The organism is Leifsonia sp. McL0618, assembly GCF_049994905.1.
GTDB lineage: Bacteria > Actinomycetota > Actinomycetes > Actinomycetales > Microbacteriaceae > Diaminobutyricibacter.
Map to the genome: position 1 here is coordinate 1574819 of NZ_CP188258.1, position 25082 is coordinate 1599900.

The 25082-nt window shown below is 66.8% G+C and carries 26 protein-coding genes; 19 read left to right on the plus strand and 7 right to left on the minus strand.

All coding sequences use genetic code 11. The annotated features are described in order from the left end of the window. Positions 1–9 precede the first annotated feature (9 nt). The 6 genes from ACPPVQ_RS07485 (at position 10) to ACPPVQ_RS07510 (ending at position 6410) form a co-directional block, all read left to right on the plus strand. On the plus strand, positions 10–633 hold the full coding sequence (locus ACPPVQ_RS07485; RefSeq protein WP_426520185.1) for a TetR/AcrR family transcriptional regulator: 624 nt from the start codon (positions 10–12) through the stop codon (positions 631–633). Continuing rightward, positions 630–1886, plus strand: coding sequence for an MFS transporter (locus tag ACPPVQ_RS07490; RefSeq protein ID WP_426520188.1), 1257 nt, complete (start codon positions 630–632; stop codon positions 1884–1886). Before ACPPVQ_RS07485 ends, ACPPVQ_RS07490 begins: the two co-directional genes overlap by 4 nt. Further along, positions 1886–3145 carry an amino acid deaminase/aldolase gene (locus tag ACPPVQ_RS07495; RefSeq protein ID WP_426520190.1) on the plus strand — a complete coding sequence of 420 codons (1260 nt, stop codon included), beginning with the start codon at positions 1886–1888 and terminating at the stop codon, positions 3143–3145. The genes ACPPVQ_RS07490 and ACPPVQ_RS07495 overlap by 1 nt, the downstream gene beginning before the upstream one ends. Further along, complete coding sequence (locus ACPPVQ_RS07500) at positions 3142–4455, plus strand: D-arabinono-1,4-lactone oxidase (protein ID WP_426520192.1); 1314 nt, start codon at positions 3142–3144, stop codon at positions 4453–4455. The genes ACPPVQ_RS07495 and ACPPVQ_RS07500 overlap by 4 nt, the downstream gene beginning before the upstream one ends. Next, entirely contained in the window at positions 4452–5900 is a 1449-nt protein-coding gene (locus ACPPVQ_RS07505; protein WP_426520194.1) for a GH1 family beta-glucosidase, read from the plus strand. Before ACPPVQ_RS07500 ends, ACPPVQ_RS07505 begins: the two co-directional genes overlap by 4 nt. A 285-nt stretch (positions 5901–6185) precedes the next feature. Continuing rightward, positions 6186–6410 (plus strand): hypothetical protein, encoded by a 225-nt coding sequence (locus ACPPVQ_RS07510; RefSeq protein ID WP_426520196.1) that lies wholly within the window; start codon positions 6186–6188, stop codon positions 6408–6410. A gap of 164 nt (positions 6411–6574) precedes the next feature. Here ACPPVQ_RS07510 and ACPPVQ_RS07515 read toward each other — a convergent pair whose 3' ends face one another. Genes ACPPVQ_RS07515 through ACPPVQ_RS07525 form a run of 3 tightly spaced genes read right to left on the minus strand, consistent with a single transcriptional unit; the run spans position 6575 to position 8729 of the window. Beyond that, positions 6575–7309: an ABC transporter permease gene (locus tag ACPPVQ_RS07515; protein WP_426520198.1), complete on the minus strand. Its 735-nt coding sequence runs from the start codon at positions 7307–7309 to the stop codon at positions 6575–6577. Next, positions 7306–8055, minus strand: coding sequence for an ABC transporter ATP-binding protein (locus ACPPVQ_RS07520; RefSeq protein WP_426520200.1), 750 nt, complete (start codon positions 8053–8055; stop codon positions 7306–7308). Before ACPPVQ_RS07520 ends, ACPPVQ_RS07515 begins: the two co-directional genes overlap by 4 nt. A gap of 8 nt (positions 8056–8063) precedes the next feature. Further along, complete coding sequence (locus ACPPVQ_RS07525) at positions 8064–8729, minus strand: TetR family transcriptional regulator (protein ID WP_426520202.1); 666 nt, start codon at positions 8727–8729, stop codon at positions 8064–8066. Positions 8730–8863: 134 nt separating this feature from the next. Here ACPPVQ_RS07525 and ACPPVQ_RS07530 point away from each other — a divergent pair, with 134 nt between their 5' ends. Further along, positions 8864–9430 (plus strand): LemA family protein, encoded by a 567-nt coding sequence (locus tag ACPPVQ_RS07530; protein WP_426520204.1) that lies wholly within the window; start codon positions 8864–8866, stop codon positions 9428–9430. Positions 9431–9442: 12 nt separating this feature from the next. Next, a complete protein-coding gene (locus ACPPVQ_RS07535) occupies positions 9443–10333 on the plus strand; it encodes a M48 family metalloprotease (protein WP_426520206.1) in 891 nt (296 codons plus the stop codon). Positions 10334–10343: 10 nt separating this feature from the next. On the opposite strand, the gene ACPPVQ_RS07540 is transcribed toward ACPPVQ_RS07535, so the two are convergent. Continuing rightward, entirely contained in the window at positions 10344–11549 is a 1206-nt protein-coding gene (locus tag ACPPVQ_RS07540) for a winged helix-turn-helix domain-containing protein (protein ID WP_426520208.1), read from the minus strand. Positions 11550–11717: 168 nt separating this feature from the next. Here ACPPVQ_RS07540 and ACPPVQ_RS07545 point away from each other — a divergent pair, with 168 nt between their 5' ends. From ACPPVQ_RS07545 to ilvA, 7 genes are read left to right on the plus strand one after another with little or no spacing between them, the layout of a single operon-like run. After that, positions 11718–12857 carry an ABC transporter substrate-binding protein gene (locus ACPPVQ_RS07545; protein WP_426520210.1) on the plus strand — a complete coding sequence of 380 codons (1140 nt, stop codon included), beginning with the start codon at positions 11718–11720 and terminating at the stop codon, positions 12855–12857. A 10-nt stretch (positions 12858–12867) separates the two neighbouring features. Continuing rightward, positions 12868–13773 (plus strand): ABC transporter permease, encoded by a 906-nt coding sequence (locus tag ACPPVQ_RS07550; RefSeq protein WP_426520212.1) that lies wholly within the window; start codon positions 12868–12870, stop codon positions 13771–13773. Continuing rightward, on the plus strand, positions 13770–14582 hold the full coding sequence (locus tag ACPPVQ_RS07555) for an ABC transporter permease (protein ID WP_426520214.1): 813 nt from the start codon (positions 13770–13772) through the stop codon (positions 14580–14582). The genes ACPPVQ_RS07550 and ACPPVQ_RS07555 overlap by 4 nt, the downstream gene beginning before the upstream one ends. After that, entirely contained in the window at positions 14579–15661 is a 1083-nt protein-coding gene (locus tag ACPPVQ_RS07560) for an ABC transporter ATP-binding protein (RefSeq protein ID WP_426520216.1), read from the plus strand. Before ACPPVQ_RS07555 ends, ACPPVQ_RS07560 begins: the two co-directional genes overlap by 4 nt. Positions 15662–15685: 24 nt before the next feature. Continuing rightward, entirely contained in the window at positions 15686–16270 is a 585-nt protein-coding gene (locus ACPPVQ_RS07565; protein WP_426520218.1) for a hypothetical protein, read from the plus strand. 37 nt (positions 16271–16307) lie between these two features. Then, positions 16308–17549, plus strand: coding sequence for an AI-2E family transporter (locus ACPPVQ_RS07570; RefSeq protein WP_426520220.1), 1242 nt, complete (start codon positions 16308–16310; stop codon positions 17547–17549). Between the two features lie 50 nt (positions 17550–17599). Further along, a complete protein-coding gene (ilvA, locus tag ACPPVQ_RS07575; RefSeq protein ID WP_426520222.1) occupies positions 17600–18859 on the plus strand; it encodes a threonine ammonia-lyase in 1260 nt (419 codons plus the stop codon). Between the two features lie 71 nt (positions 18860–18930). On the opposite strand, the gene greA is transcribed toward ilvA, so the two are convergent. Both greA and ACPPVQ_RS07585 read right to left on the minus strand, forming a co-directional pair. Next, on the minus strand, positions 18931–19422 hold the full coding sequence (gene greA, locus ACPPVQ_RS07580; RefSeq protein ID WP_426520224.1) for a transcription elongation factor GreA: 492 nt from the start codon (positions 19420–19422) through the stop codon (positions 18931–18933). A gap of 115 nt (positions 19423–19537) precedes the next feature. Beyond that, the gene (locus tag ACPPVQ_RS07585; RefSeq protein WP_426520226.1) at positions 19538–19933 is read right to left on the minus strand and encodes a DUF4307 domain-containing protein; all 396 of its coding nucleotides are present in this window, start codon (positions 19931–19933) and stop codon (positions 19538–19540) included. A gap of 212 nt (positions 19934–20145) precedes the next feature. On the opposite strand from ACPPVQ_RS07585, the gene ACPPVQ_RS07590 reads away from it, so the two are divergent. Beyond that, entirely contained in the window at positions 20146–20442 is a 297-nt protein-coding gene (locus ACPPVQ_RS07590) for a hypothetical protein (protein ID WP_426520228.1), read from the plus strand. 53 nt (positions 20443–20495) lie between these two features. Here ACPPVQ_RS07590 and trhA read toward each other — a convergent pair whose 3' ends face one another. Next, positions 20496–21305, minus strand: a complete 810-nt coding sequence (gene trhA, locus ACPPVQ_RS07595; protein WP_426520230.1) for a PAQR family membrane homeostasis protein TrhA — start codon at positions 21303–21305, stop codon at positions 20496–20498. 75 nt (positions 21306–21380) lie between these two features. On the opposite strand from trhA, the gene ACPPVQ_RS07600 reads away from it, so the two are divergent. The 3 genes from ACPPVQ_RS07600 to ACPPVQ_RS07610 all read left to right on the plus strand — a co-directional run bounded on the left by ACPPVQ_RS07600 (position 21381) and on the right by ACPPVQ_RS07610 (position 24982). Continuing rightward, positions 21381–22166, plus strand: a complete 786-nt coding sequence (locus ACPPVQ_RS07600) for an isoprenyl transferase (RefSeq protein WP_426520232.1) — start codon at positions 21381–21383, stop codon at positions 22164–22166. Between the two features lie 59 nt (positions 22167–22225). After that, a complete protein-coding gene (locus tag ACPPVQ_RS07605) occupies positions 22226–23341 on the plus strand; it encodes an aminotransferase class V-fold PLP-dependent enzyme (protein WP_426520234.1) in 1116 nt (371 codons plus the stop codon). Positions 23342–23683: 342 nt separating this feature from the next. Continuing rightward, the gene (locus tag ACPPVQ_RS07610) at positions 23684–24982 is read left to right on the plus strand and encodes a PhoH family protein (RefSeq protein ID WP_426521173.1); all 1299 of its coding nucleotides are present in this window, start codon (positions 23684–23686) and stop codon (positions 24980–24982) included. The last annotated feature ends 100 nt before the right edge of the window (positions 24983–25082 follow it).

The window sequence follows — 25082 nt, forward strand, 5'->3', positions numbered from 1 at the left end:
GGTCGCCTCGTGACGCGCATCGCGGCCACCGATCGACGTGCGGCCCTCATCCAGGCGGCCCTGCGCGTCGTCGCGGAACACGGCGTCCAGGCCGCGACCACCCGCGCGATCGTCGCCGAAGCGGGAATGTCCCTTGCCAGCTTCCACTACGTGTTCACTTCACGGGATGAGCTGATGAGCGAACTCGTGGCGTTCGTCGTGTCCCAGCAGGAGCGCGCGCTCGCGCCCGTGCTGATGCCCGACCAGGGCCAGGTCGAACTGCGCGACGCCGTGCGCGCCGGGCTCCAGACCTATTTCGACGTCGTGCGTGCCGACCCGCAGCGCGAGAAAGCGATGTTCGAGCTCACCCACTACGCGATGCGGTCACCCGGGCTCGAGCGGCTGGCGCAGCTTCAATACGACAGCTATTACGCGCTCGCCGAGAATGCACTGGCCGTCGCGTCCGAACTCACCGGAGCCGTCTGGGACAAGCCGCTGCACGAGATCGCAACCCTGCTGGTCGTTCTGACGGACGGCCTCACCATCTCCTGGCTCGTCAACCGCGACGACGCGGCGGCAGAATCCATCCTGGATTTCGCGGCCGACTCCGTCGCTCGCCTTGCAACACTCCCTACAACCGCGAGGACCTCATGACCGAAACCCAGACGACGGCCGTTTTCGCCGAACCCACCCGCAAAGTCACCGGGCGCTGGATCGCGTTCTTCGCGATCGCGTGGCTCGGCATCTGGATGGCGCAGCTCGCCCCGGTGCAGAAGCTCCTTCCCGAGCAGATCACCGCCCAGCTCAAGACGACGTACTGGGTCGACAATGTGGTCGCCTTCGGCATCATCTCGGGCATCTCCGGAGTGTGCGCGATCATCGCCTATCCGCTGACGGGGGCACTCTCCGACCGCACGACCAGCCGGTTCGGCCGCCGCCGCCCGTGGATCGTCATCGGCACGATCGTCTTCGCGCTCTCGCTCATCGTGCTCGGTGCGCAGACCACGATCGTCGGCATCGGCGTCTTCTGGTCGCTCGCGCTGACCGGGTTCTGCATCCTGACCGCAGCTCTCACCGCGACGATCAGCGACCAGGTGCCCGTCAACCAGCGCGGCTATGTCTCCGGCTGGCTGAGCGCCCCGCAGGCGATCGGGATCATCCTCGGCGTCATGCTCGTCACGTACGTCTTCGTCGGGACGTTCCTCGGCTACGCGGCCATGGCGATCCTGCTCGTCGTTCTCGTCACGCCATTCCTGTTCCTTCCCGATGCCGTGCTGCCGAAAGAGCTCAAAGAGAAGATGACGGCGCGCGGCGTGGTTCAGAGCCTCTGGATCAGCCCGCGCGAACACCCCGACTTCGGCTGGACCCTGCTCAGCCGCGTGCTCGTCAACTTCGGCAATGCGTTCGGCACGACGATGCTGCTCTACTTCCTGCAGTTCGGCCTGAACGACAAGCACGCTGACGACGACCTGCTCACGCTGATCCTCATCTACATGATCTTCGTCATCATCGCCTCGCTCGTGCTCGGCCGCCTCTCCGACCGCCTCGGCCGGCGCAAGGCGTTCGTGTTCGTCTCGTCGGCCCTGCAGGGCGTGGCCGCGTTCCTGCTCGCCTTCTTCCCCGACCTCACGGTCGCAATGGTCGCCGCCGGCCTGCTCGGCCTCGGGTACGGATGCTTCCTCTCCGTCGACCAGGCCCTCGCCACCCAGGTGCTCCCTGACCCCGAATCGCGGGGCAAAGACCTGGGCATCATGAACATCGCGACCGCCGTGCCGCAGGCCGTCGCTCCGCTGATCGGCGCCGGCATCGTCGCGGCGATGGGCGGCTTCATGGGCCTCTTCATCCTGTCCGGTGTCTTCGCGTTCGCGGGTGCTCTCGCGGTCGCCCGAGTGAAAGCAGTCCGTTAGTGTCCATCGACCTGTCCGTCGCGCCCGCCGCATCCGCCCGCACCTGGACCCGGCCGGGCACCTACTGGCCGTCCCTCACCGCGGCGACCGCCGGCCTCGACCCGGCGCTCGCCGTGCTCCAGCTCGACGCGCTGCGCCACAACACCCACGACATGCTGCGGCGCGCCGGCGGCAAGCCGATCCGCGTCGCGTCCAAGTCGGTGCGGGTGAGGGATGTGCTCGATGCCGTGCTCGCGGTCCCCGGCTACCACGGCGTGCTGGCCTACACCCTCGAGGAGGCGCTGTGGCTGGCGAAGGGGTCAGACGGGCATCCGCCGATCGAGGACGTCGTCGTCGGCTATCCGACAGCCGATCGCGCAGCAATCGCCGAACTCGCGACGTCGCCCGAACTGGCCTCCCGCGTCACCCTCATGGTCGACTCGGTCGCGCACCTCGACCTGATCGACAGTGTCTTCCCCGCGTCGGTCCGTGAAACCATCCGCGTGTGCCTTGAGCTCGACTCGTCGTGGCACAACCCGGTGCTCGGTCACGTCGGTGTCTGGCGGTCGCCGATCTTCAGCCCGGAGGACGCGCGCGGCCTCGCGGTGAAGATCGTCACACGTCCTGGGTTCCGGCTTGTCGGGATGATGGGCTACGAAGCGCAGATCGCCGGCCAGGGCGACAAGCCCGCCGGCCGCGCCGCGTGGGGGGCCACCGTGCGCTGGATGCAGAAGAACTCCAAGGCCGAACTCGCCGAGCGCCGCGGCCGTGCCGTTGCAGCGGTGCGGGAGATCGCGGATCTCGAATTCGTGAACGGCGGCGGCACCGGTTCGCTCGAGTTCACCTCGTCGGATGCGTCGGTCACCGAGATCGCGGCCGGCAGCGGACTGTTCGGCGGTCACCTCTTCGACAACTACCAGTCGTTCAGCCCGGCCCCTGCGGCGGCCTTCGCACTCTCCGTGGTGCGCAAGCCGACGCCGGAGACGGCGACACTCCTCGGCGGCGGATGGATCGCATCCGGGCCGGCAGGGGACGACCGCCTGCCCAGCATCACGTGGCCTGCGGGACTCGCGATGGTGCCCCGGGAGATGGCCGGCGAGGTGCAGACTCCACTGACTGGCGCTGCTGCGGGCATCCTGCGGGTCGGCGACCGTGTCTGGCTGCGTCACACGAAGTCGGGCGAGCTGAGCGAGCACGTCAACGAATTCCGCCTCGTCGAAGGCGGCGACGTCGTCGGCACGTCGCTGACCTACCGCGGGGAAGGCAAGGCGTTCCTGTGACAGCGACCGGAGCGACCTGGCAGAACTGGGGGAGAAGCGAGCAGGTGCGCCCTGCGCGTGTCGAGCGCCCGGCGAGTGCCGCCGCTGTGCAGCGCGCCGTCACCGCCGCTGTGAAACAGGGGATGCACGTCAAAGCCGTCGGCGCCGGCCACAGCTTCACCGGCATCGCCGTCGCACCCGGGGTGCAGCTCGAGCTCGGCGACCTGCGTGGAGTCATCGCCGTCGACGAAGACCGCGGACGGGTCACCCTCGCCGCAGGCACGAACCTGTACCAGTTGCCCGACCTGCTGCGCCCCTACGGCCTGGCGCTCGAGAACATGGGCGACATCGACCGGCAGACCATCGCCGGCGCCACGTCGACAGGAACCCACGGCACCGGGGGAACCTTCGGCGGCCTCGCGACCCAGATCGTCGCTCTCACCCTGGTGAGCGGCACCGGCGAGCTCCTGACCATCAGCGAGACCGAGAACGCCGACCTGCTTCCGGCCGCGAGGCTCGGGCTCGGGGCTCTCGGCGTCATCGTCGATATCACGATCCAGTGCGTTCCCGCATTCCTCCTCGAGGCCGTGGAACGGCCGGAACCGCTCGAGGCGACCCTCGACAGCTACCTGGAACGGTCGGCGGCGGCCGACCACTTCGAGTTCTACTGGTTCCCGCACACGGAGACCGCGCTCACCAAGACCAACACCCGGCTGTCGGCCGACGCGGAGCGCAAACCCCTCGGAGCAGTCGGCCGCTGGGTGGACGACGAACTCCTCGCGAACGGCATCTACCGCGGTGTCTGTGCGACCGGAACGGTCATGCCCGCCATCGTGCCGCCGTTCAGCAGGCTCGCCCAGAGGCTCACGGGCAACCGGGACTTCACCGACCACTCGCCGCGGGTGTTCGTGACCAACCGCACGGTCCGCTTCCGAGAGATGGAATATGCCATACCGCGCGAAGCCGTCCCGGCGGCGCTCCGCGAGGTCAAGTCGCTCATCGAACGACGCGGATGGCGCATCTCCTTTCCCATCGAAGTTCGGTCGGCCGCCGCCGACGACAACTGGCTGTCGACGGCGCAGGGACGCGCGTCCGGATATATCGCAGTCCACCGCTACTTCCGGGAGAATCCCGAAGAGTACTTCCGCGCAGTCGAGGAGATCATGATGGCGCACGACGGACGGCCCCACTGGGGAAAGATGCACTACCGCGACGCGGACTCGCTGCGATCCGTCTACCCGCATTTCGACGATTTCATCGCCGTGCGCGACAGGCTCGACCCGGAGCGCACGTTCGCGAACCCGTATCTCACCCGGGTGCTCGGAGCATGAGCGGACGGCGGTCGACCGACGAGCACTGGCGCGAGCGTGCCCGCGAACTCGGGGAGATCATCCCGACCGGCTTCCGCATGGGCGTCGCGACAGCAGCCTTCCAGATCGAGGGCGCCACGCACGAGGGCGGTCGGGGGGAGTCCGTGTGGGATGTCTTCACCCACCAGCCCGGGCGCATCCTCGACGGTACGAATGCCGATATCGCGACGGATCACTACCACCGGCTGAGTGAAGACGTGCGGCTCATGAGCGACCTCGGCGTCGACTCGTACCGGTTCTCGCTCGCCTGGCCGCGCATCCAGCCGGGAGGACGGGGAGGCGGCAACCGTGAGGGAATCGCGTTCTACGATCGCCTGATCGACGAACTCCTCGCCGCCGGCATCCGGCCGATGGCGACGCTCTACCACTGGGACACGCCGCTCGAGCTGAGCGGCGGATGGCTGTCGCGCGACACGGCGCGGCGTTTCGCCGACTACGCGTTCGTTGCGGCCGAGGCCTTCGGCGACCGTGTCGACTCGTGGGTGACCATCAACGAGCCGGCGACCGTCACGCTGAACGGCTATGCGCTGGGAATCCACGCGCCGGGGCACGCCCTGCTCTTCGACGCGCTCCCTGCCGCCCATCACCAGCTGCTCGCACACGGCCTCAGCGTCGGCGCACTCAGGGATGCCGGGGTCGCCGGGCGCATCGGCATCACGAACGTGCACTCCCCGGTCGAACCGGCGAGCGACGGCGAAGAGGATGCGGCGTTCGCGGCGCTCTTCGACGTCATCCACAACCGGATCTTCGCCGACCCCGTGCTGCTCGGGCGCTACCCGGAAGCGCCCGAACCCTTCCGGGACATGTTCGGCGTGTTCGACGAAGTCGACGCCGACGACCTCGCGGTGATCTCGGCGCCGCTCGACTTCTACGGCCTGAACTACTACTTCCCGTCGCGGATCGCAGCGGGGTCGGGCGCGGGCGAATCACCCGACGGCGAAGCCGAGGCGATGCGCTCGCTCCCGTTCCACCTGGAGGAGTGGCCGGAGTTCGACCGCACCGGATTCGGCTGGCCGATCGCGCCGCGGTACCTGGGTGTCGCGCTCGCCGAGATGCGCGACCGGTACGGCGACGCCCTGCCGCCCATCGTCATCACCGAAGGCGGCGCGAGCTTTCCGACGGCACTCGCTGAGGATGCCCGGGCGGGCGAACCGGTCGACGACAGGGCACGCATCGAATACCTCGGTGACCACATCGCTGCAGCACTCGAGGCGGTCGCCCCTGGCGGCATTGCGAGCGGGGTCGACCTGCAGGGTTACCACGTGTGGTCGTTGCTCGACAACTTCGAGTGGGCGGCGGGATACACGCAACGGTTCGGCATCGTGCACGTCGATTTCGACACCCGGGACCGCACGCCCAAGCGCTCATTCGGATGGCTTCGCGAGGTGCTCGCCAGTCGGAACTGAGTGCAGCCGGCTCCTCGTGTGTGTGAGCGTTCTCGTGGTGTCGGCGGACGCCTTTGGCTCCCGTAGTCGTGCACAGCACCCCCAATCCGGGTGCGATCGGCGCGCGGGGATTCGATGAGAAACCCTCGAAAACCCGCGGAAATCCGCGGAATTCGGCTGTTTTCCGCGGGGTCGGCGTGACGCGTGTGAATCTTGACAACTACTCAGTTGGGCTGGAACACTCCCGACTAGCTGTGAACCGACTGGGAATAATTCGAGGTTTTGTCAACTTTGAGGGATGGCCTGATGTCCGACCGCACAACGCACAGACCGGCTGCGCCGACGCGCCGCGTCGTCGCTGCGGTCGCCCACTCTTCGGCGCAGGGCAGCAGCAGCGTGACGACGCCTGCTGCACCTGCGCCGCACTATGCGCCCGGCGTGTCCGCGACACGTCCGGACAACTCCGGGTGCGGACCCTGCCCCGGTGCAACGCTCGAACAGGCCCAGTCGGGATACTGGGGCAGTCCGTAGCGAAGCTCTGCCGTCACCCGACCGACCGCGGGTGACGGCAGCGAACGACTGTGGCGTCGAGCCTCCTGGTGTCGGGCACTCAGGAGGTCGACGCCATAGTGTCGTCTGCGTGCCTGGCCGCGCGCCCGCCAATCTTCTGGCAACCAAACGTCGTTCGGGCAGGCCTACGCCGTGCGGCGCTGCAGCGTCAGCGAACCGACGATGATCGCCCCCAGCGCGAACGCGCCGATGATGAGCAACTCGCCCCCGATGTAGGCCGCATCGTGCGAATCGGTCGCCACCGCGTTGAGCGCATCGATCGCGTGCGACAGCGGTAGCCAGTCGCTGATGATCTTCAACCCTTCCGGCAACTGGTCGCGCGGGATGAAGATGCCGCCGAGCAGGATCTGCGGGAACACGATCACGGGCATGAACTGCACGACCTGGAATTCGGTGCGTGCGAACGCGCTTGCGAACAGCCCGAGCGTCGTGCCGAGGATGGCGTCGGCGAGTGCGACGGCGAGCAGCAGCCAGACGCTGCCCTTGATCGTCAGGCCGCACACCAGGATCGCGAAGCTGACCGCCACGACGGACTGCACGATCGCGAGCAGCCCGAACGCGAGCGTGTAGCCGAGGATGAAGTCGCCCCGGCCCATCGGCATCGACAGCAGCCGTTCGAGGGTTCCGGTGCGTCGCTCACGCAGGGTCGTGATGCTCGTGACGAGGAACATCACGACGAACGGGAAGAGTGCCAGCATCGCTGGGCCGATGGTCTGGAACGTGTCGGTGTCCGTGAAGATCCAGGCCACCAACCCGATGAGGAGGCTGGGCACGACGACGAGCAGGCCGATGGTCCGAGGATCGTGGCGGATCTGCGAGAGGACACGCCCGGCGGTGGCGAAGGTGCGCGTGAAGGTCATCGCTCAGCTCCTTCCCCGAGGTGCTTCGGATGGTGCCTGATCAGCGCAAGAAAGGCGTCCTCCGCGTCGCCGGCTCCAGTCGTGGCGAGGAGGCCCGCAGGTGTCTCGTCGGCCAGGATCTCCCCGTCGCGCATGAGGAGCAGCCGGTCGCAGCGCGTCGCCTCGTCCATGACGTGACTCGAGACGAGGAGGCTCGTGCCGACAGCCGCCAGCCGGTGGAACAGGTTCCAGAGGTCGACCCGGAGCAGCGGGTCGAGCCCGACGGTCGGCTCGTCAAGGATGAGCACCTCCGGCACACCGAGGAGCGCCGCGGCGAGCGACACCCGGCTGCGCTCGCCGCCCGAGAGCGTTCCGACGAGCTGTGACGTCTTCGTGCCGAGGTCCGTCGCCTCGATGACGCGGTCGACGTCGTCTTTCGGCGCACCGAGAACGCTGCGGAAGTAGCTGAGGTTCTGTCTGACGGTGAGGTCGTCGTAGACGCTCGCCGATTGCGTGACGTAGCCGACCCGGTGGCGAAGGGATGGGGAACCCGCCACATCGCCGAGAACCCGCACCGAACCGCCGCTGATCTTCTGCACGCCCACGATTGATCGCATGAGTGTCGTCTTTCCGCATCCGCTCGGCCCGAGCAGGCCGATGACCTGGCCGCGGGGAATCGTGAGCGAGAGGCCGTCGAGCACCATCTTCTTGCCGCGGCGGACGCGTAAAGCGTCGATCTCGACAGCTGCATCCGACGAATTCATCATGTGATGAATTATTCGCTGCGATGAACGGTCGCGTCAAGAGGCCGCGGCGGTTCGCCGCTGCCGAACAGGTGCCACTGGATGACCGGGCCGACCCGGCGCACCAGCTCCTCCGTCGGGGTGCTCGCGATCGGCTCCAGCCGCAGCACGAAGCGCGTGAGCAGCACGCCCACCAGCTGCGCCGCCGCCAGGTTCGCCCGAAGATCGGCATCGTCGCTCGAGCTGGCAGCGGCCAGCCGCTGGAAAACCTCGCGCACGAGGAATTCCTTCAGCATGCGGCTTCCCGGCCCACTTCCCACCGCGGTGCGCAGGATCGCCACGACGCGTGCCTGGGCCTTCTGGTCTTCGAGCTGGGTCAGTAGGTAGCGCACGATGCTGGTGCCCACCTCGTCGCGGGGACCTGCGAGGATCGCCGTGATCGCGCGGTCCGGCCGGAGCGGCGCCCCGAGGGTCGCGGTGAAGAGGTCGGCCTTGTTCTCGAAGTAGTGGTGGACCAAGGCGGAGTCCACTCCCGCCCGGCGCGCGATCGCACGCAGTGATGCGGCTTCGTAGCCGCGGTCGGCGAACTCCTGTGTTGCGGCACGGATGATCGCGGCCTTGCCCGACGCACCCGAACGTGCGCCGGCGCGCGGCCTCCCGCGCCTGCGCCTGGGCGTCGCCTCCGTCGCATCGCTCACGAGACAGAGCGTAGTACCGCACGTTCCCGAAGGACTTGCTTTGAGTGTGGTGGGAAGCCCGTGGGAGCCCGGTCCACCCCGGATAAGATGAGGATCGCGTTACGAATGCGCCCCACACTCAAGGAGTTTTTGCCATGGATTGGCTCATCCCGGTCATCATCGTCGTCGTGATCGTCGCGATCATCGGGATCTACCTGTGGGCCACATACAACTCGCTGGTCACCCTGAATGTGCGGGTCGACGAGGCGTGGAGCGACATCACGGTTCAGCTGAAGCGTCGAGCCGACCTCATCCCGAACCTGATCGAGACGGTCAAGGGCTACGCAGCCCACGAGCGTGGTGTCTTCGAGTCGGTGACCAAGGCGCGAGCGGAGACGCTCTCGGCGCAGGGGCCGGCTGAGGCATCCGTCGCAGAGAACCACATCCAGTCAGCCTTACGCAGCATCTTCGCGGTCGCCGAGGCGTACCCGCAGCTGCAGGCGAGCCAGAACTTCCTGCGCCTGCAGGCCGACCTGGTCGACACCGAAGACAAGATCCAGGCATCGCGCCGGTTCTACAACGGCGGGGTGCGTGAACTGAACACCAAGATCAAGGTGTTCCCCAACAGCATCTTCGCCAAGCGTCTCGGCTTCGGCGAACGCGACTTCTTCGAGGTCGGCGACCTCGCGGCGATCGCCGAACCGCCCCGCGTGCAGTTCTAGCGGCAGGCGGCAATGTATAGAGCAATTGCCAGGAACAAGCGCAATACGGTCATCACGATCCTGCTGTTCCTGTTGATCATCGGCGGCCTCGGATGGCTTGCCGCGTACATCTACAACAACCCGACGATCGTCATCATCACCCTCGTCGTGGCGACGTTGTACGCGGTCTTCCAGTACTACCTCGCGAGCAGCCAGGCGCTGAACATGGCGGGCGCGATCGAGATCCAGAAGGCGGACAATCCTCGCCTCTGGAACGTGGTCGAGAACCTGTCGATCACGACGGGAACATCGATGCCGAAGGTCTACATCGTGAACGACCCGGCGCCCAACGCCTTCGCCACCGGCCGTGATCCGCAGCACGCTGCGGTCGCCGCGACGACGGGTCTCCTCGACATCATGGACGACGCCGAACTCGAAGGTGTGATGGCGCACGAGCTGGGACACGTGCGCAACTACGACATCCGCCTGTCGATGATCGTGTTCGGCCTGACGGTCGCCGTCGGGTTCATCGCCGACATGTTCCTGCGTATGGCCTTCTTCGGCGGTGGCCGAAACAACAACAACAACGGCGGCGGGGGCAACCCGGTCGTCTTCATCTTCGGCCTGGTCGCGATGATCATCGCGCCGCTCGTCGCGACCCTCGTGCAGCTGGCGGTCTCGCGCCAGCGCGAATACCTGGCGGATGCGACGGGTGCGATGACGACGCGTCACCCGGATGCGCTGGCCAGTGCGCTGCTGAAGCTGCAGGACTACGGCCGCCCGATGCGCCGGCAGAACTCGTCGATGGCACACCTCTGGATCGCGGAACCGCTGAAGCCGAGCCTGATGAGCCGCCTGTTCAGCACCCACCCACCGATTCCCGAGCGCGTCGACCGCCTCGAGAAGATGGGCAGCACCTTCTAAGAGGTGCGCGTCAGCGCAGAGCGCTCGCGAGGGCAGGAGCAAGGTCGCCGCGCCCGCTCACCACCACGTCGCCGAGGCCTTGCCATGCGGCGGTCTCGTGGAGCAGCGTGGCGACGCGTTCGGCGGTGTCGGCGGGCGCACCCGGCTCGGTCCACGCCGCCTGCACCCGAAGCACCCCCGACTGCCGGTCGTTCTTCAGGTCGATGCGCCCGACAATGCGGTCGTCGAGCAGGATCGGCAGCACGTAATACCCGAAGACGCGCTTGGGCTCGGGAGTGTAGATCTCGATGCGGTAGTGGAAGTCGAACATGCGCAGCGCCCGGTCGCGGTACCAGACCACCGGGTCGAACGGCGAGAGCAGCGCGCTGGCTTCGAGACGACGCGGTCGCCGCGCATCACGGTGCACCCATGCCTTTTCGGGCTTGCCGTTGCGCTCCCACCCGTGCACGGTGACGGGCACGAGTTCGCCCGACTCCTCGAGCTCACGGACCGCAACGGATGCCGGTGCCCGCTTGATGCGGAAATAGTCGGCCAGGTCGCCGAGCGTTCCGACGCCGTGGGCGACGGCCGATCGCCGAACGAGTTCCCGCACGGCATCCGCCTCGTCGACCTGCCGGTCGAGGATCTCTGCCGGAAGGACGTCGCCGGCGAGCGCATACCGGCGCTGGAACCGGCTGCGGCCGGCGATGGCCACCTCGCCGAAGTAGAACATGTACTCGAGCGCCTGCTTCACGTCTGACCAGCCCCACCACGGCCCGGTGCGCTTGTTGGCGTCGTGCTCGATCTCGCTTGCCGCGAGAGGTCCGTTCGCGGCGAGCTCCGCCCGCAGCCAGTCGACGGTCGACCGGTTGGTCTGGAACCAGCCGTCTTCGGGGTCGCCGTAGCGGCGGCGGTAGTCGAGCATCCGCCACCGGAACAGTGCCCAGTCTTCGCGGCGGAGGAGCGCCGCCTCGTGCGCCCAGTACTCGGTGTGCGGTGCTTTCGCCTCGAAGGTGATGCGGTCGAGCAGAGCTTTGTCGTAGGCGCCCAGCCGTGCGAAGACGGGCAGGTAGTGACTGCGCTCGAAGACGTTCACCGAGTCGATCTGCAGCAGGTTGAGCCGGTCGACCAGTCCGTTCAGCTGTCGCGTGGATACGACTGACGGGCGTGGCCGCCCGAAACCCTGGGCGGCGAGGGCGATGCGTCGCGCACCCGGGGACGAAATCTTCTCAACCATCGATCCGACACTAGCTGCATCGTCCGACACGAAGGGTTCGCCTCCCATTCACCTACTTCCCCCGCACCGGTCACCGCAGACCGTCAGCATGACGGAGGACTGATCCTGCGGTGTTGCACGGTTCGCGACACAGCGCGAATCGGCCGCGGGCGTTCCAGGGAGGCACTCTTGACCACCAAGCGCACGATCGCGGCCGTATCGCTCGCGACGATCGCTGCCCTCGCACTCGCGGGGTGCTCGGCTGCAGCCGGGACAGAACCGACCTCCAAGGTCGACGCGGCGAAGGCGGCCAGCGCCACCGACTTCGGCGGAATCGACGGGCTCGTCGCGGCGGCGAACGCCGAAGGCCAGCTCAACGTCATCACCCTTCCGCCGTCGTGGGCGAACTACGGCAAGATCATCGACGGGTTCGAGAAGAAGTACCCGAAGATCAAGATCAACTCGGCGAACCCGAACGGATCGAGCGCCGATGAGGTAGCAGCGGCGAAGTCGCAGAAGGGCCAGGCCACGGCTCCCGACGTCTTCGACATCGGAACCGCCGTGCTCGACCAGAACCTCGGCCTCGTAGCGCCGTACAAGGTCGCGAACTGGGCGGACATCCCCGCCGACTTCAAGGACCCGTCGGGCAAGTGGTACTACGACTACACCGGCCTCATGTCGATCGGCTACGACTCCAAGCAGATCCCGAAAGCACCCACGTCGTTCTCCGATCTTCTCGGCTCCGACTACAAGGGCAAGGTCGCTATCAAGGGCAACCCGACCCAGGCGAACGAAGCGGCCAGCGCGGTCTACCTCGCAGCCCTCGAGAACGGTGGTTCGGCCGACAACATCCAGGCGGGTGTCGACTTCTTCGGCAAGCTGAAGAAGGCAGGCAACTTCCTGTCGGTGCTGCCGACGCAGGCCACCGTGAACTCGGGTGAGACCCCGGTCGTCATCCAGTGGAGCTACAACAACCTGGCGTGGGGTCCGGATGGCGGATCAGCCGGCAACCCGAACTGGAAGACGGTCGTGCTGCCCGGCAGCGCCCTCGGCAGCTACTACAACCAGGCGATCAACGTCGACGCACCGCACCCTGCGGCCGCTCGTCTCTGGGAGGAGTACCTGTACTCGCCCGCGGTGCAGAACCTGTACCTCGCTTCCGGTGCGTACCCGTCGACCCTCGCCGCCATGCAGAAGAACAACACCGTCGATGCGCAGGTGCTGAAGACCGTCGGCGAGCCGCCCGCGGACTTCGTGCAGCTCACCGCCGCCCAGGCGGCTGCGGCCTCCAAGGTGCTGGCGAGCAACTGGGCCAAGGCCGTCGGCTGACGGACGACAGATGACTGTCGCTTCGACCGAAGTGCAGGCGACGACCACGCGCGGCGCCGGGACTGTGTCCCGGCGCCGTAGCGTCGCGTGGCTGGGCTTCACCCCGTTCGCCGCCTACGTGGTGATCTTCCTCGCCATCCCCGCGCTGGTCGCGGTGGCGAGCGGGTTCTTCACCTCCGACGGGCGGTTCACGTTCGCGAACCTGGCGGCGTTCGCCGACCCGACCATCCAGTCGGCGTTCGTCGCATCCTTCGCCGTCAGCGCGGTGAGCGCTGCCGTAGGCGCCGTCGCCGGCGCCGTCATCTGCTACGCGCTGCTGGGTGTTCGGCCCGACGGCTTCCTGCGCACGGCGATCGACTCCGCGAGCAGTGTGCTCGCCCAGTTCGGCGGAGTCATGCTGGCGTTCGCGTTCATCGCGACCATCGGAATCCAGGGCCTTCTGACGCAGTGGCTTAAACAGACGTTCGGGTACGACATCAACGCCGACGGGCCACTGCTGTACCAGATCCCCGGCCTGCTCTTTCCGTATGTGTACTTCCAGATCCCGCTGATGGTCCTGACGTTCATGCCGGCGATGGCCGGGCTGAAGGCCCAGTGGGGTGAGGCGACGGCCATTCTCGGCGGCAGCCGCTTCACCTACTGGCGCCGGGTCGCAGGCCCGATCCTCGCGCCGGCGTTCTGGGGCTGCTTCATCCTTCTCTTCGCCAACGCGTTCTCGTCGTATGCGACGGCCGCCGCACTCATCGACCAGGGCGGCATCGTACCCCTGACCATCAAGCAGCAGCTCACCAGCGAGACGGTGGTCGGCGTCTCGAACGTCGCCGGCGTTCTCGCGCTCGGGATGCTCGCGGTCATGGTCGTGGTCATGCTCGGATACTCTGCGCTCCAGCGCCGCTCCTCGAGGTGGCAGCGATGAGGGCCCAGCGATTCGGTGCCGAGCCGGGCACGTTCGCCCGCCGCACCATCCTCATCGTCACGGTGGTCGCCTTTCTCATCCCGATACTGGCGCTGTTCCAGTTCACCCTGCGCAAAGGCCAGACCGGGCAGTTCACACTCGAGCACTACACGTCGATCGTCGAACCCGCCGACGCCTCGACCTACGAGGTGCTGTGGCAGGGCCTGGGCAATTCGCTCGTCATCTGCGTGGTGACGCTGGCGATCATCCTGCTCCTGCTGCTTCCCACGATGCTCCTGGTCGAGCTCCGCTACCCGAAGATGCGTCGTTCCCTCGAGTTCGTGTGCATCCTGCCGATCACCGTGCCAACGGTCGTGCTCGTCGTCGGCTTCGTGCCGGTGTACTCGGCGGTCGCGGCGATCTTCGGCAGCTCGCCGTGGACGTTGGCGTTCGCAATCGGGATCATCGTGCTGCCGTACGCCTACCGTCCGATGGCGGTGAACCTCGCGGCGTTCGACATCGTGACCCTGACCGAAGCGGCGCGATCGCTCGGCGCGGGATGGGGGAGCGTTCTCTGGCGGATCGTGCTGCCGAACCTGCGGCGTGGGATCGCATCCGCCGTCTTCATCACCATCGCCGTGGTGCTGGGCGAGTTCACGATCGCATCGTTCCTCAGCCAGAACACCTTCCAGACGGCGCTCATCCTGCTGCAGCAGAGCGACCCGTATGTCGCCGCGATCTTCGCCCTCTTCGCGCTGGTCGTCGCCTTCATCCTCCTTCTACTCATCGGCCGCCTGGGTTCGCTCGGGCGCAATCGGAGAACCGCATGACCACGACAGCTGACACCCAGCCAGGCACGCTGCCCATCACCATCCAGGAAGGGGCGAGCGTCGAACTCGTAGATGTGGTCAAGGACTACGCGGGCCAGCGCGCGCTGAACGGCGTGAACCTCTCGATGGCTCCCGGCGAGTTCGTCGCCCTCCTCGGGCCGTCGGGATGCGGCAAGACGACCGCGCTCCGCGCCCTGTCGGGCCTCGAGCAGGTCACCTCGGGCTCGATCAGGATCAACGGCATGGATGTCGTGAACACCCCGGTCAACAAGCGCGACATCGGCATGGTCTTCCAGTCGTACTCGCTCTTTCCCCACATGACGGTCACGCAGAACATCGAATTCGGGCTGGAGATGCGCCACGTGAATGCGGCCAGTCGGCGACGGAGGTCTGCCGAAGCGCTGGAGCTCGTCGGGCTCGGCCACCTGGGCGGGCGTTACGCACACCAGCTTTCGGGCGGACAGCAGCAGCGGGTCGCGCTCGCTCGGGCTCTCGTCACGCGACCGCGCGTTCTCCTGCTGGATGAACCCCTCTCGGCCCTCGACGCGAAGGTGCGGGTGCAGCTGAGGGAGGAGATCCGAAAGATCCAGACCGAACTCGGGATCACCACCCTGTTCGTCACGCACGACCAGGAGGAGGCGCTCGCGATCGCGGATCGTGTCGCGGTCATGCGCGCGGGAAACATCGAGCAGATCGGGACTCCGGAGGAGTTGTACCGCACGCCGGCGACGGATTTCGTCGCCGAGTTCGTGGGCTTGAGCAACCGGATCGACGGGGTCGTCTCCGGCGGTTCGGTGGCGGTCCTCGGTCAGCGGCTTCCGCTGGTGCGGGCGGATGTCGCCGACGGGCCGGTGCGCGTCTTCCTGCGCCCCGAGGACATCAGCCTCGCGCCCACCGGTATCCGGGCCTCGGTGGTGGCCACGAGCTTCCTCGGCTCGCTACGCCGCACGTTCGTGCGACTCGACGACGGAACGGTCATTTCAGTGCAGCACGCGGCGCGTGAGACGACCGTGCCGGGCCAGGACGTGTTCCTCGCATTGAGCGGCTCCCCGGTCACGGTGACCATGCAAAGGGGGTAGACAGGCGGGAGTAGACTTTTCCTCATGTCTGAGGAATCGTACGACATCGCCGCCGCGCCCTTCGAGGACCGGAAGCTCGACCTCACAACATTCGAGAAAGACCTCACTCTCGAGGACTGGACGAGGATCGTCCACTTTCCCTGGTTTCCGCCGCCGATCGACGTCATCAGCCCGGTCCACACCGTCGGGAAGGGGCGCACGAACCTCACGCTGGGGTCGCCGGACATCCTCCAGACCGACGCGAACCCGCCGTACGCGAGCTTCAGCTACCGCCAGACCACAGCGGGAGGCCCGTTCGTCTCGGTGCACTTCGAACCCGCCGCCTACGGCATCACCACGCCGGCGACCTACGTCATCGCGTTCCTCCTCGAGGCGTCGAGCCCGGTCACGCTGAACGCCGGTGGCTATGCGTCAGGTGGAACGCTCGGCGGCACCGGGCCGAAGACTCTGTCCGGCAAGAAGTCGTTGTCCGTCGTGCTCGGCAACGTTCCTGCGAACGGACAGGTCAACGCATATTTCCAGCAGGCCGCGCCCGGCGGTTCGTGGACCTGGTACTCGACGAGCATCGAGTACCCGCCGCTGGTCATCCAGATCGGGTCGACCATCTGAGCCCTGCCCCTCGGAACCCGCCCCGTAGACTTGCCGCGTGGAGACGTCCGAGGGAACAGACACGACAGCACAGGGGAGTGATCGGCCCCGCGGCGGCCTCTTCGCGGGGCGCAGGCGCGCCGTCACAACCGTGACCGCGCCGAGCCCGATCGAAGAGTCGCTGCCGCGCGGGGTGAGGGTGGCCGGCGCATGGTCCTGGCGGCTCCTGGTGATCGGCGCCGTGATCGCCGTCGTGATCTTCCTCGTGATCCAGTTGCGGCTCATCGTCATCCCCCTGCTGATCGCTGTGCTGATCGCGGCGCTCCTCGTGCCGTTCTCTACTTTCCTGCACCGGCACCACTGGCCACGGTGGGTCGCCATCGTGACCGCGATGCTCACCCTGGTGGTCGTCGTCGGCGGCCTGTTCTACCTCGCGGTCTGGCAGGTCACTCGGGAGGCCTCGTCGCTCAGCGTCCAGTCTGTGGCGGCCTACCACCAGTTCCGCGACTGGCTCACGACCGGTCCGCTCGGCCTCACGCCCGCCCAGATCGACGCGTACCTGGCACAGCTCGGCAAAGCCATCCAGCAGGACACCCAGATCTTCATCTCCGGGGCATTGTCGATCGGCTCGACGCTCGGCCACGTGCTCGCCGGGGTCCTGCTCACCGCGTTCAGCCTGATCTTCATCCTCATCGACGGTAAGGGCATCTGGAACTGGATCGTCCACATCTTCCCCCGCAACGCCCGTGCCGCGGTCGACGGCGCCGGACGCGCCGGCTGGGTCACGCTGACGAGCTTCGCCAAGGTCCAGATCCTCGTCGCGACCATCGACGCGATCGGCATCGGGCTCGGCGCCCTCATCCTCGGACTGCCGCTGGTCATCCCGATCACCGTGCTCGTCTTCCTCGGCTCCTTCATCCCCATCGTCGGTGCCGTGCTGACCGGCGCGCTCGCCGTCTTCATCGCCCTGATCTTCAAGGGATGGGTCTTCGCCGTGATCATGCTGGCCATCGTGCTCGGCGTGCAGCAGCTCGAAGGCCACGTACTGCAGCCGTTCATCATGGGAACGGCCGTCAAAGTGCATCCACTCGCCGTCGTGCTCGTCGTGGCCGCAGGATCGCTCCTGGCCGGCATCCCCGGAGCCCTCTTCGCCGTGCCGCTCGCTGCGGTGCTCAACGTGATGGTCCAGTACGTCTCGAGCGGCGTCTGGCGAAGCGCTCCGCCGGGGGACCCGGCCCTCGCCCAGCCGATTCCCGCGCTGTGGGTGACCGTTCCCCGACCCAGCAGACGGGCCCGCTGAGGCTCCAGGCCATGCCCCACAGGGAATATGAACGCCAATAGACTGAGCCGGTGGCTACCCTGACCGGAACGACGCGCACACCCTTCGCAGGCCCGACACTCGATGAGATCGAGGCTGCGCGTGACGTGGTCTCCCGGGTCGCCGACCATACACCGATGGAGACGTCGCGGTACCTCGCGGAGGTGCTCGGTTCCCCCGTGCACCTCAAATGCGAGAACCTGCAGCGCACCGGTTCCTACAAGATCCGCGGAGCCTACAACCGGCTCGCTCAGCTCACGCCCGAGGAACGCGCCAGGGGAGTCGTGGCGGCATCGGCCGGCAACCACGCGCAAGGGGTGGCCTTCGCGGCGCGCGACCTCGGCATCGCTGCGACCATCTTCATGCCGCGCGGCGTCGCCATTCCCAAACTGGCGGCTACGCGCGCCTACGGGGCGGATGTCGTCCTCCGCGGCGACACGGTCGAGGAGCCGCTGCGCGCTGCCGCAGAATTCGCCGCCGAGACCGGGGCAGTCCTCATTCCGCCGTTCGACCACAAAGACATCGTGACCGGCCAGGCCACGCTGGGTCTCGAAATCCTCGACGAGGTGCCCGACGCGGCGACGATCGTCGTCCCCATCGGGGGTGGCGGGCTCATCTCCGGTGTCGCGTGCGCAGTGAAGCTCCGTGCGGCACAGCAAGGCCGGGAGATCCGGGTCATCGGGGTGCAGGCGGCCAACGCCGCGGCCTACCCGCCGTCACTGGCCGCCGGTGAGCCCACCGAGATCACCTCGGTCGCGACGATTGCAGACGGCATCGCGGTCAGCAAGCCGGGCCTGCTCAACTTCGCCATCATCCGCGAGACCGTCGACGAGATCGTCACCGTCAGCGAAGACGACATCGCACGGGCGATGCTCGTGCTGCTCGAGCGCGCCAAGATGGTCGTCGAGCCGGCGGGCGCCGTGTCGGTCGCCGCCATCCTCGCGGGAAAGGTCGCCCCGACCGGTCCGACCGTGGCGATCCTCAGCGGCGGGAACATCGACCCCCTGCTCATGCAGCGCGTCATCGGTCACGGGCTCGCCGCATCCGATCGCTACCTGAAGCTCACGATCATGCTTCCGGATCGTCCCGGGCAGCTCGCTCGCATTGCCGAACTGCTCGCCGAGGCGAACGCGAACGTCGTGGAAGTGCTCCACACCCGCCACGGGCACGACCTGCAGCTCAGCCAGGTCGAACTCGACGTGAGCGTCGAGACCCGGGGAACGGAACACCGCCAGCTGGTGATCGAGGCACTGCGTGCCGCAGGGTACGACCCTGTCGTCGACTACGAATAAGCGCGCTGGAGCTTGGAGCGTCGCATCGCGACGCCGCGACGCCAGCGCCGAGCGAGCTACGCTCGTGAGGTCTACTGGCCCGCGTACGTCTCGACCTTGGTGACGGTCACGTCGATCTGCTTGCCGTTCGGGGCGGTGTAGCTCGTCGAGTCGCCGACATTGAGGCCGATGATCGCTGCCCCGAGAGGGCTCTGCTCGCTGTAGACGGACAGGTCGCTGCCCGCAGCCATCTCGCGGTTGCCGATGAGGAACACGCTCTCGTCGCCGGCGATGTTCGCAGTGATGACGGTGCCCGGCTCCACGACGCCGTGGCTTTCAGGAATGGCGCCGACGGTCGTGTGACGCAGCAGCTGGGTGAGCTGCACGATGCGGGCCTCGATCTTGCCCTGCTCGTCTTTGGCGGCGTGGTAACCGCCGTTCTCTTTGAGGTCCCCCTCTTCGCGCGCGGCCTCGATACGCTTGGCGATCTCGTTTCGGCCGTTGACGCTCAGCTCCTCCAGCTCGGCCGCGAGGCGGTCGTAAGCTTCCTGGGTCAAGAAGGTGACCTGAGTCTCCTGAGACATGCTGAACTCCTTTTGCGCCGTCCGGGTGTTACCCCGTACGTAGTGGATGGTCGGGTTGAACTCTTCCGACATAAAGTCGACGCCCCGACGTATCCGTCAGGGCGTTCAGAAGAGCTTAAGTCAGCCAGCAGCTCGAAATCAAACCCGTGTTGCTCAACTGTGTCGTCCTGATGCTTTCAGTATGACTCGTCACGCGCTGCGAGGAGCCCGGGTAGGTCACGATTTTCCAGCCGACGATGGCGAACGACTCGTCGAGGGCCTGCACCGCGCAGGTGACCGGCGTTCCAGGTGGTGTGTTGATCGAGAACGTCACGCTCACGGTGTGGTCGTCGACGATGGTGTGGGCGGTGTCGGTCGCCTCGAGGTTGCCCGACGAGCCGTCGAGCCCGGCCCACAGTACCCACGCGGTGAAGACGGCGACGAATGCGACCGCGATTCCGACAATCCACCATCGGTCGCGACGAGCCCGGTTGCGCGTTCGGCCGTAGCGTTCGGCAAGCTGCTCAGTCACAGCGATGCTTGTCCCAGCACTGATACTCCCGTGAAAATGGTGCGCCGTTCCGAACGGTTAGGCTTGATCTCAAGACTAGGAGAGATTCCTGAGAACCACGGCCGCTCCCCGGAGGGCCCGCGAGAATTGAAGACGGAAATGCCTGAGAACGAGCCGTTCGCCGCAATCGAGAACAACGCGTGAGCGCCGCGTTGCTGCATACGATCGCTGAGTTGTCCATCCGGGCCGCGGCGACACCGACACCGTCGCCCGCGCCCCAGTTCAACCCCGACACGGTGACCCCCGGCCTGGTCGGGTTCGGCATCACGTTCCTCATCGCGGTGGCCGTCGTGCTGCTCATCATCGACATGGTGCGGCGAATCCGACGCGTTCGCTACCGCGACGAGATCCGTCAGCTCCTCGACGAGGAGCAGCTCCGTCGACTCGACCGGGAGGTCGACCCGAAGCCGGGCTCGTCTGACTCCTCAGACCCCGACGGTCCGCCGTCGAGCACAGGCAAAAGCACCTGAATCTCGCCGGATGAGGTGATTATTCCTGTGCTCGACGACAGGTCAGGAGCAGGTCAGGAGCCGACGTTGTAGACGGGGTTCATCGCGATCAGGAGCACGGCCGTCCAGTGGCACATGAACGCCAGCACGGTCAGCGTGTGGAAGATCTCGTGGAAGCCGAAGACTCCGGGCCACGGGTTCGGCTTCTTCATGCCGTAGATGATGGCGCCGACCGTGTAGAACAGGCCGCCGACCACCACGAGCACCATCATCGCCACGTTGGCGTCCAGCAGGTCGACGATGTACATCATCGCCGCCCAGCCGAGCAGCAGGTAGAGCGGCACGTACAGCCAGCGCGGCGCGGTGATCCAGAAGACCCGGAAGGCGATTCCGAGCAGCGCGCCCGCCCACACGAGCGAGAGCAGCAGCACTCCCTTCGACGGCGGGAGTGCGAGGACGGCGAGCGGCGTGTACGTTCCCGCGATCAGAAGGAAGATGTTCGCGTGGTCGATGCGCTTCAGGATGACCTTGGTGCGTGGCCTCCAGTTGAAGCGGTGATACAGGGCCGAGTTGCCGAAGAGGAGCATCGAGGTCAGCACGAAGACGGCCGACGCCCATTTCGCCGGGGCGCCCTGAGCAAGGCTGATGAGAACGATTCCGGCCACGACGGCGACCGGGAAGGTGCCCGCATGGATCCAGCCGCGCCAGGTCGGCTTGATGTCGTCGACGTTCGCCGCCGACGCGTCCAGGAGCGGGATGTTCGGAAGGTCGGGTCCGCGCTCCTCGTCTTCTTTGACGGCAGCATCCGCCGGGCCCAGAGCGGACGCGGGCTCGTCAAGGAGCTCAGCGACATCCTCGGCTTCGTGGGTCTTGCGGGGGGTCATGGTGCAAGAATACTGGGCGAGCGTACCGCCGACCCTGTGAGTTGGCGCAGCGCTCGCTCGCGGTAACGTACAGGTGTGACAAAGCAGCGGACACCACTCGGGCGAGGACTGCTGTACGGCCTCTACCAGAACCGTCTGCGCCGGGGGCTCACGAAAGACGTCGTGCCGGGCCATGTCGCGATGATCATCGACGGCAACCGGCGTTGGGCGCGCCAGGCAGGGCACGAGACCGTCGCACACGGACACCGTGCCGGGGCTGCGAAGATGCGCGAATTCCTCGAATGGTGCGACGACCTCGGCGTCTCCGTCGTCACCCTGTACCTCCTGTCGTCGGACAACCTCACCAACCGCGACGACGAGGAGCTCTCCGACCTGATCGAGATCATCGGCCAGCTCGCCGAAGATCTCTCCCACTACCGCGACTGGCGGGTGCAGCATGTCGGCACGACGGCCGGGCTGCCCGCGCCGCTGGTGGCGACACTCGTCGAGGCCGAGAAAGGCACGGCCGGCAATAAGGGCCTTCACATCAATCTCGCCGTCGGCTACGGCGGCCGCAAAGAGATCACGGATGCGATGCGCAGCATCGTCGCGGCTCACCATGCCGACGGCGGCAGTCTCGAAACCCTCGCCGACCTGCTCACCCCTGATCTCATCGGCGAGCACCTCTACACGGGCGGCCAGCCCGACCCCGACCTGGTCATCCGCACGTCGGGCGAGCAGCGGCTCAGCGACTTCATGCTCTGGCAGAGCGCCCACAGCGAGTTCTATTTCGTGGAGGCCCTCGGCCCCGACCTCCGCGAGGTCGACTTCCTCCGTGCGGTGCGCGACTACTCGCGCCGTCAGCGGCGTTATGGCGGCTGACCGGCCGTAATGAGCATCCCTCGCGCGCCCGTACTGCCAGAATGAGCGCGGAGGAAACGATGACCACTGTGGAAGAGTTCGCCGCGGGGTTCCGCGAGGAGCCCGGCTACCTGGACTACGGGCGCGTCGGCCCGTTGTCTGCATCCGTGCTCGCCGAAGCGGCCGGGCAGAACGAAATCCTCGCCAAGGCGCGGTTCGGGAGCGTCGAAGGGATGCGTCGCGAAGACCAGCGGGTGCGCGATGCGCTCTCGGCCCTCACCGGATTCGCATCGGACCAGGTCGTGTTCCAGCCGAACACGAGCACGGGGCTCATGCACGCGCTGTTCGGGATGACCGGCACGGTCCTCCTCTCGGCCGGCGAGTTCCCGAGCCTCACCTTCGCCGCCGTGCGCGCAGCACAGGCGCTCCACGTCGTCACCCCCGCCTGGCTGGAGACCGACCACGGGCGCGTCACTCCGGGGCAGATCAAAGAGCAGATCACCCAGAACACGGCGGCTGTCGCGGTCAGCCTCGTCGACTCGCGTACCGGATACCTGACAGACATCGACGGGATCCGGCAGGTCATCGGCGACCGGCTGCTGATCGTGGATGCGATCCAGGGCTTCGGTGTCGTCGATGCGCCGTACGAGGTGGCAGACGTGGTCGTCGGAGGCGGACAGAAGTGGGTGCGCGCAGGCTGGGGAACCGGATTCCTCGCCCTCAGCGAGCGCGCCCTCGACCACCTCACCCCCGTGTTCAGCGGCTTCACCGGCGTAGATGGGGGCGAGTCGTGGGACGAGGTCGTCGAGCCGAGCCACACGGCGAAAGCATTCAGCATGAGCAATCCCGACCTGATCGCGCAGGCCCGGTTCTCAGCCGGGCTCGAGGAGATCGCCGACGTGGGCGTGCCGGCGATCAACGCTGCGATCTCCGATCGCGTCGAGAGCGTTCTCGACCTGGCCGACGACTTCGCGATTCCGATCGGATCGTCGAGAAGCGCCGACGAGCGAGCGGGGATCGTGGTGCTGGAACCGCAGCCGGAGCAGTTGACGGTGCTGGCGGCATCCCTGTTCAATCACGGCATCACGGCGACGGGACGCGGGCAGAGCATCCGCCTCAGCATCCACGCGGGCACGGGCGAGGAGACGCTCGACATGCTGCGCGCCGCCTTCACCTCGTACGCGAGCGCCTATTAACGGCGCGGGCGGCCATGGTCCGGCCGGCCCCCGCACAGTCCGGCCGGGCACGCAACGCCCTCAACTGGGGTCAGGATTCATCTGCTTGTAACCTGAACATTTGGCGTGTCTCACTCACCGTTTCCCGGAGCGGACGTACCTTCTCACTATCGGGCACGGCGCCCGGTCGAGACGGCCACGTAAGTTCGTTTCGCAACACACCGGCCGACTCGCCAACTGAATCCGATCGCACTCGCGGCGGTCGGGGTGGGAGTGGTTGTGGCCGAACTAGAAACCCGACAGCCAACTGGAAACCAGGAGAACGGAACCGAACGGCGGGACTCGCAGGAGACAACTGAACAGATCGAACAGACCGAGCGTACCTATGTCCTGGATACCTCGGTCTTGTTGTCTGACCCGAAGGCGATCTTCCGATTCGCCGAACACGCCGTCGTTGTTCCGGTCGTGGTGATCAGTGAGCTGGAGGGAAAACGCAACGATCCGGAGATCGGGTATTTCGCCCGGCAGGCGCTGCGCAACCTCGACGAACTCCGCATCAAGCATGAGCGACTCGACTTCCCGATCCCGGTGGGTGACGGCGGCTCGCTCCGTGTCGAGCTGAACCACTCCAACATGTCTGTGCTGCCCAGCGGGCTGCAGCTTGGGGACAACGATTCGCGCATCCTCGCGGTCGCCCAGAATCTCGCGAATGACGGCCTGGCCGTGACGGTCGTGTCGAAAGACCTTCCCCTCCGTGTGAAAGCAGCCTCGATCGGACTCGCCGCTGAGGAGTACCGAGCGGAGCTCGCTGTCGACTCCGGCTGGACCGGCCTCGCCGAGATCACTCTCGGCTCGGACGCAATGGCCGACCTGTACGACCAGGAGTCCGCACGCTCGCCGCTCGTCTCGGAGCTGCCCGTGAACACCGGGCTCATCATCCACTCCGACCGCGGTTCGGCGCTCGGCCGGGTGACCGGCGAACGCACGTTCAAACTGGTACGAGGTGATCGTGACGTCTTCGGTCTGCACGGCCGTTCGGCGGAGCAGCGGCTCGCCATCGACATGCTGCTCGACCCCGAGATCGGGATCCTGTCGCTGGGGGGTCGAGCCGGAACGGGGAAGTCCGCGCTCGCGCTCTGCGCCGGTCTCGAAGCGGTGCTCGAACGCAACCAGCACAAGAAGATCATGGTGTTCAGGCCGCTCTATGCGGTCGGCGGGCAGGAACTCGGCTACCTGCCCGGAGACCAGGGCGAGAAGATGAACCCCTGGGGGCAAGCGGTGTTCGACACGCTGGGCGCCCTGGTCTCACAAAACGTGCTCGACGAAGTACTCGATCGCGGGATCCTCGAGGTGCTGCCGCTCACGCACATCCGCGGGCGTTCGCTGCACGACGCGTTCGTGATCGTCGACGAGGCGCAGTCGCTGGAGCGGAACGTCCTCCTGACCGTGCTGAGCCGCGTCGGGCAGAATTCACGTGTCGTGCTCACGCACGATGTGGCCCAGCGCGACAACCTGCGGGTGGGACGCCACGATGGGGTGGCATCCGTCATCGAGACGCTGAAGGGGCACCCGCTCTTCGGCCACATCACGCTCACCCGATCGGAGCGGTCGGCGATCGCCGCGCTGGTCACCGAGATGCTGGAAGGCAACGAGCTGGCCTGACCCGGCCGGCTTCAGCGCTTCGTCGAACCGCCCTCGTTCCTTGGGGACCGGGGGCGGTTCGCTCGTTGTGATCGCCCTGTGGATGGATTCCGCGGCGACC

Coding starts and splice junctions, on each gene's coding strand:
- ACPPVQ_RS07510 (WP_426520196.1), top strand. CDS start 6,186: ATGTCCGACCGCACAACGCACAGACCGGCTGCGCCGACGCGCCGCGTC.
- ACPPVQ_RS07540 (WP_426520208.1), bottom strand. CDS start 11,549: ATGGTTGAGAAGATTTCGTCCCCGGGTGCGCGACGCATCGCCCTCGCC.
- ACPPVQ_RS07515 (WP_426520198.1), bottom strand. CDS start 7,309: ATGACCTTCACGCGCACCTTCGCCACCGCCGGGCGTGTCCTCTCGCAG.
- ACPPVQ_RS07560 (WP_426520216.1), top strand. CDS start 14,579: ATGACCACGACAGCTGACACCCAGCCAGGCACGCTGCCCATCACCATC.
- trhA (WP_426520230.1), bottom strand. CDS start 21,305: ATGACCCCCCGCAAGACCCACGAAGCCGAGGATGTCGCTGAGCTCCTT.
- ACPPVQ_RS07520 (WP_426520200.1), bottom strand. CDS start 8,055: ATGATGAATTCGTCGGATGCAGCTGTCGAGATCGACGCTTTACGCGTC.
- ACPPVQ_RS07605 (WP_426520234.1), top strand. CDS start 22,226: ATGACCACTGTGGAAGAGTTCGCCGCGGGGTTCCGCGAGGAGCCCGGC.
- ACPPVQ_RS07555 (WP_426520214.1), top strand. CDS start 13,770: ATGAGGGCCCAGCGATTCGGTGCCGAGCCGGGCACGTTCGCCCGCCGC.
- ACPPVQ_RS07505 (WP_426520194.1), top strand. CDS start 4,452: ATGAGCGGACGGCGGTCGACCGACGAGCACTGGCGCGAGCGTGCCCGC.
- ACPPVQ_RS07565 (WP_426520218.1), top strand. CDS start 15,686: ATGTCTGAGGAATCGTACGACATCGCCGCCGCGCCCTTCGAGGACCGG.
- ACPPVQ_RS07550 (WP_426520212.1), top strand. CDS start 12,868: ATGACTGTCGCTTCGACCGAAGTGCAGGCGACGACCACGCGCGGCGCC.
- greA (WP_426520224.1), bottom strand. CDS start 19,422: ATGTCTCAGGAGACTCAGGTCACCTTCTTGACCCAGGAAGCTTACGAC.
- ACPPVQ_RS07530 (WP_426520204.1), top strand. CDS start 8,864: ATGGATTGGCTCATCCCGGTCATCATCGTCGTCGTGATCGTCGCGATC.
- ACPPVQ_RS07490 (WP_426520188.1), top strand. CDS start 630: ATGACCGAAACCCAGACGACGGCCGTTTTCGCCGAACCCACCCGCAAA.
- ACPPVQ_RS07535 (WP_426520206.1), top strand. CDS start 9,443: ATGTATAGAGCAATTGCCAGGAACAAGCGCAATACGGTCATCACGATC.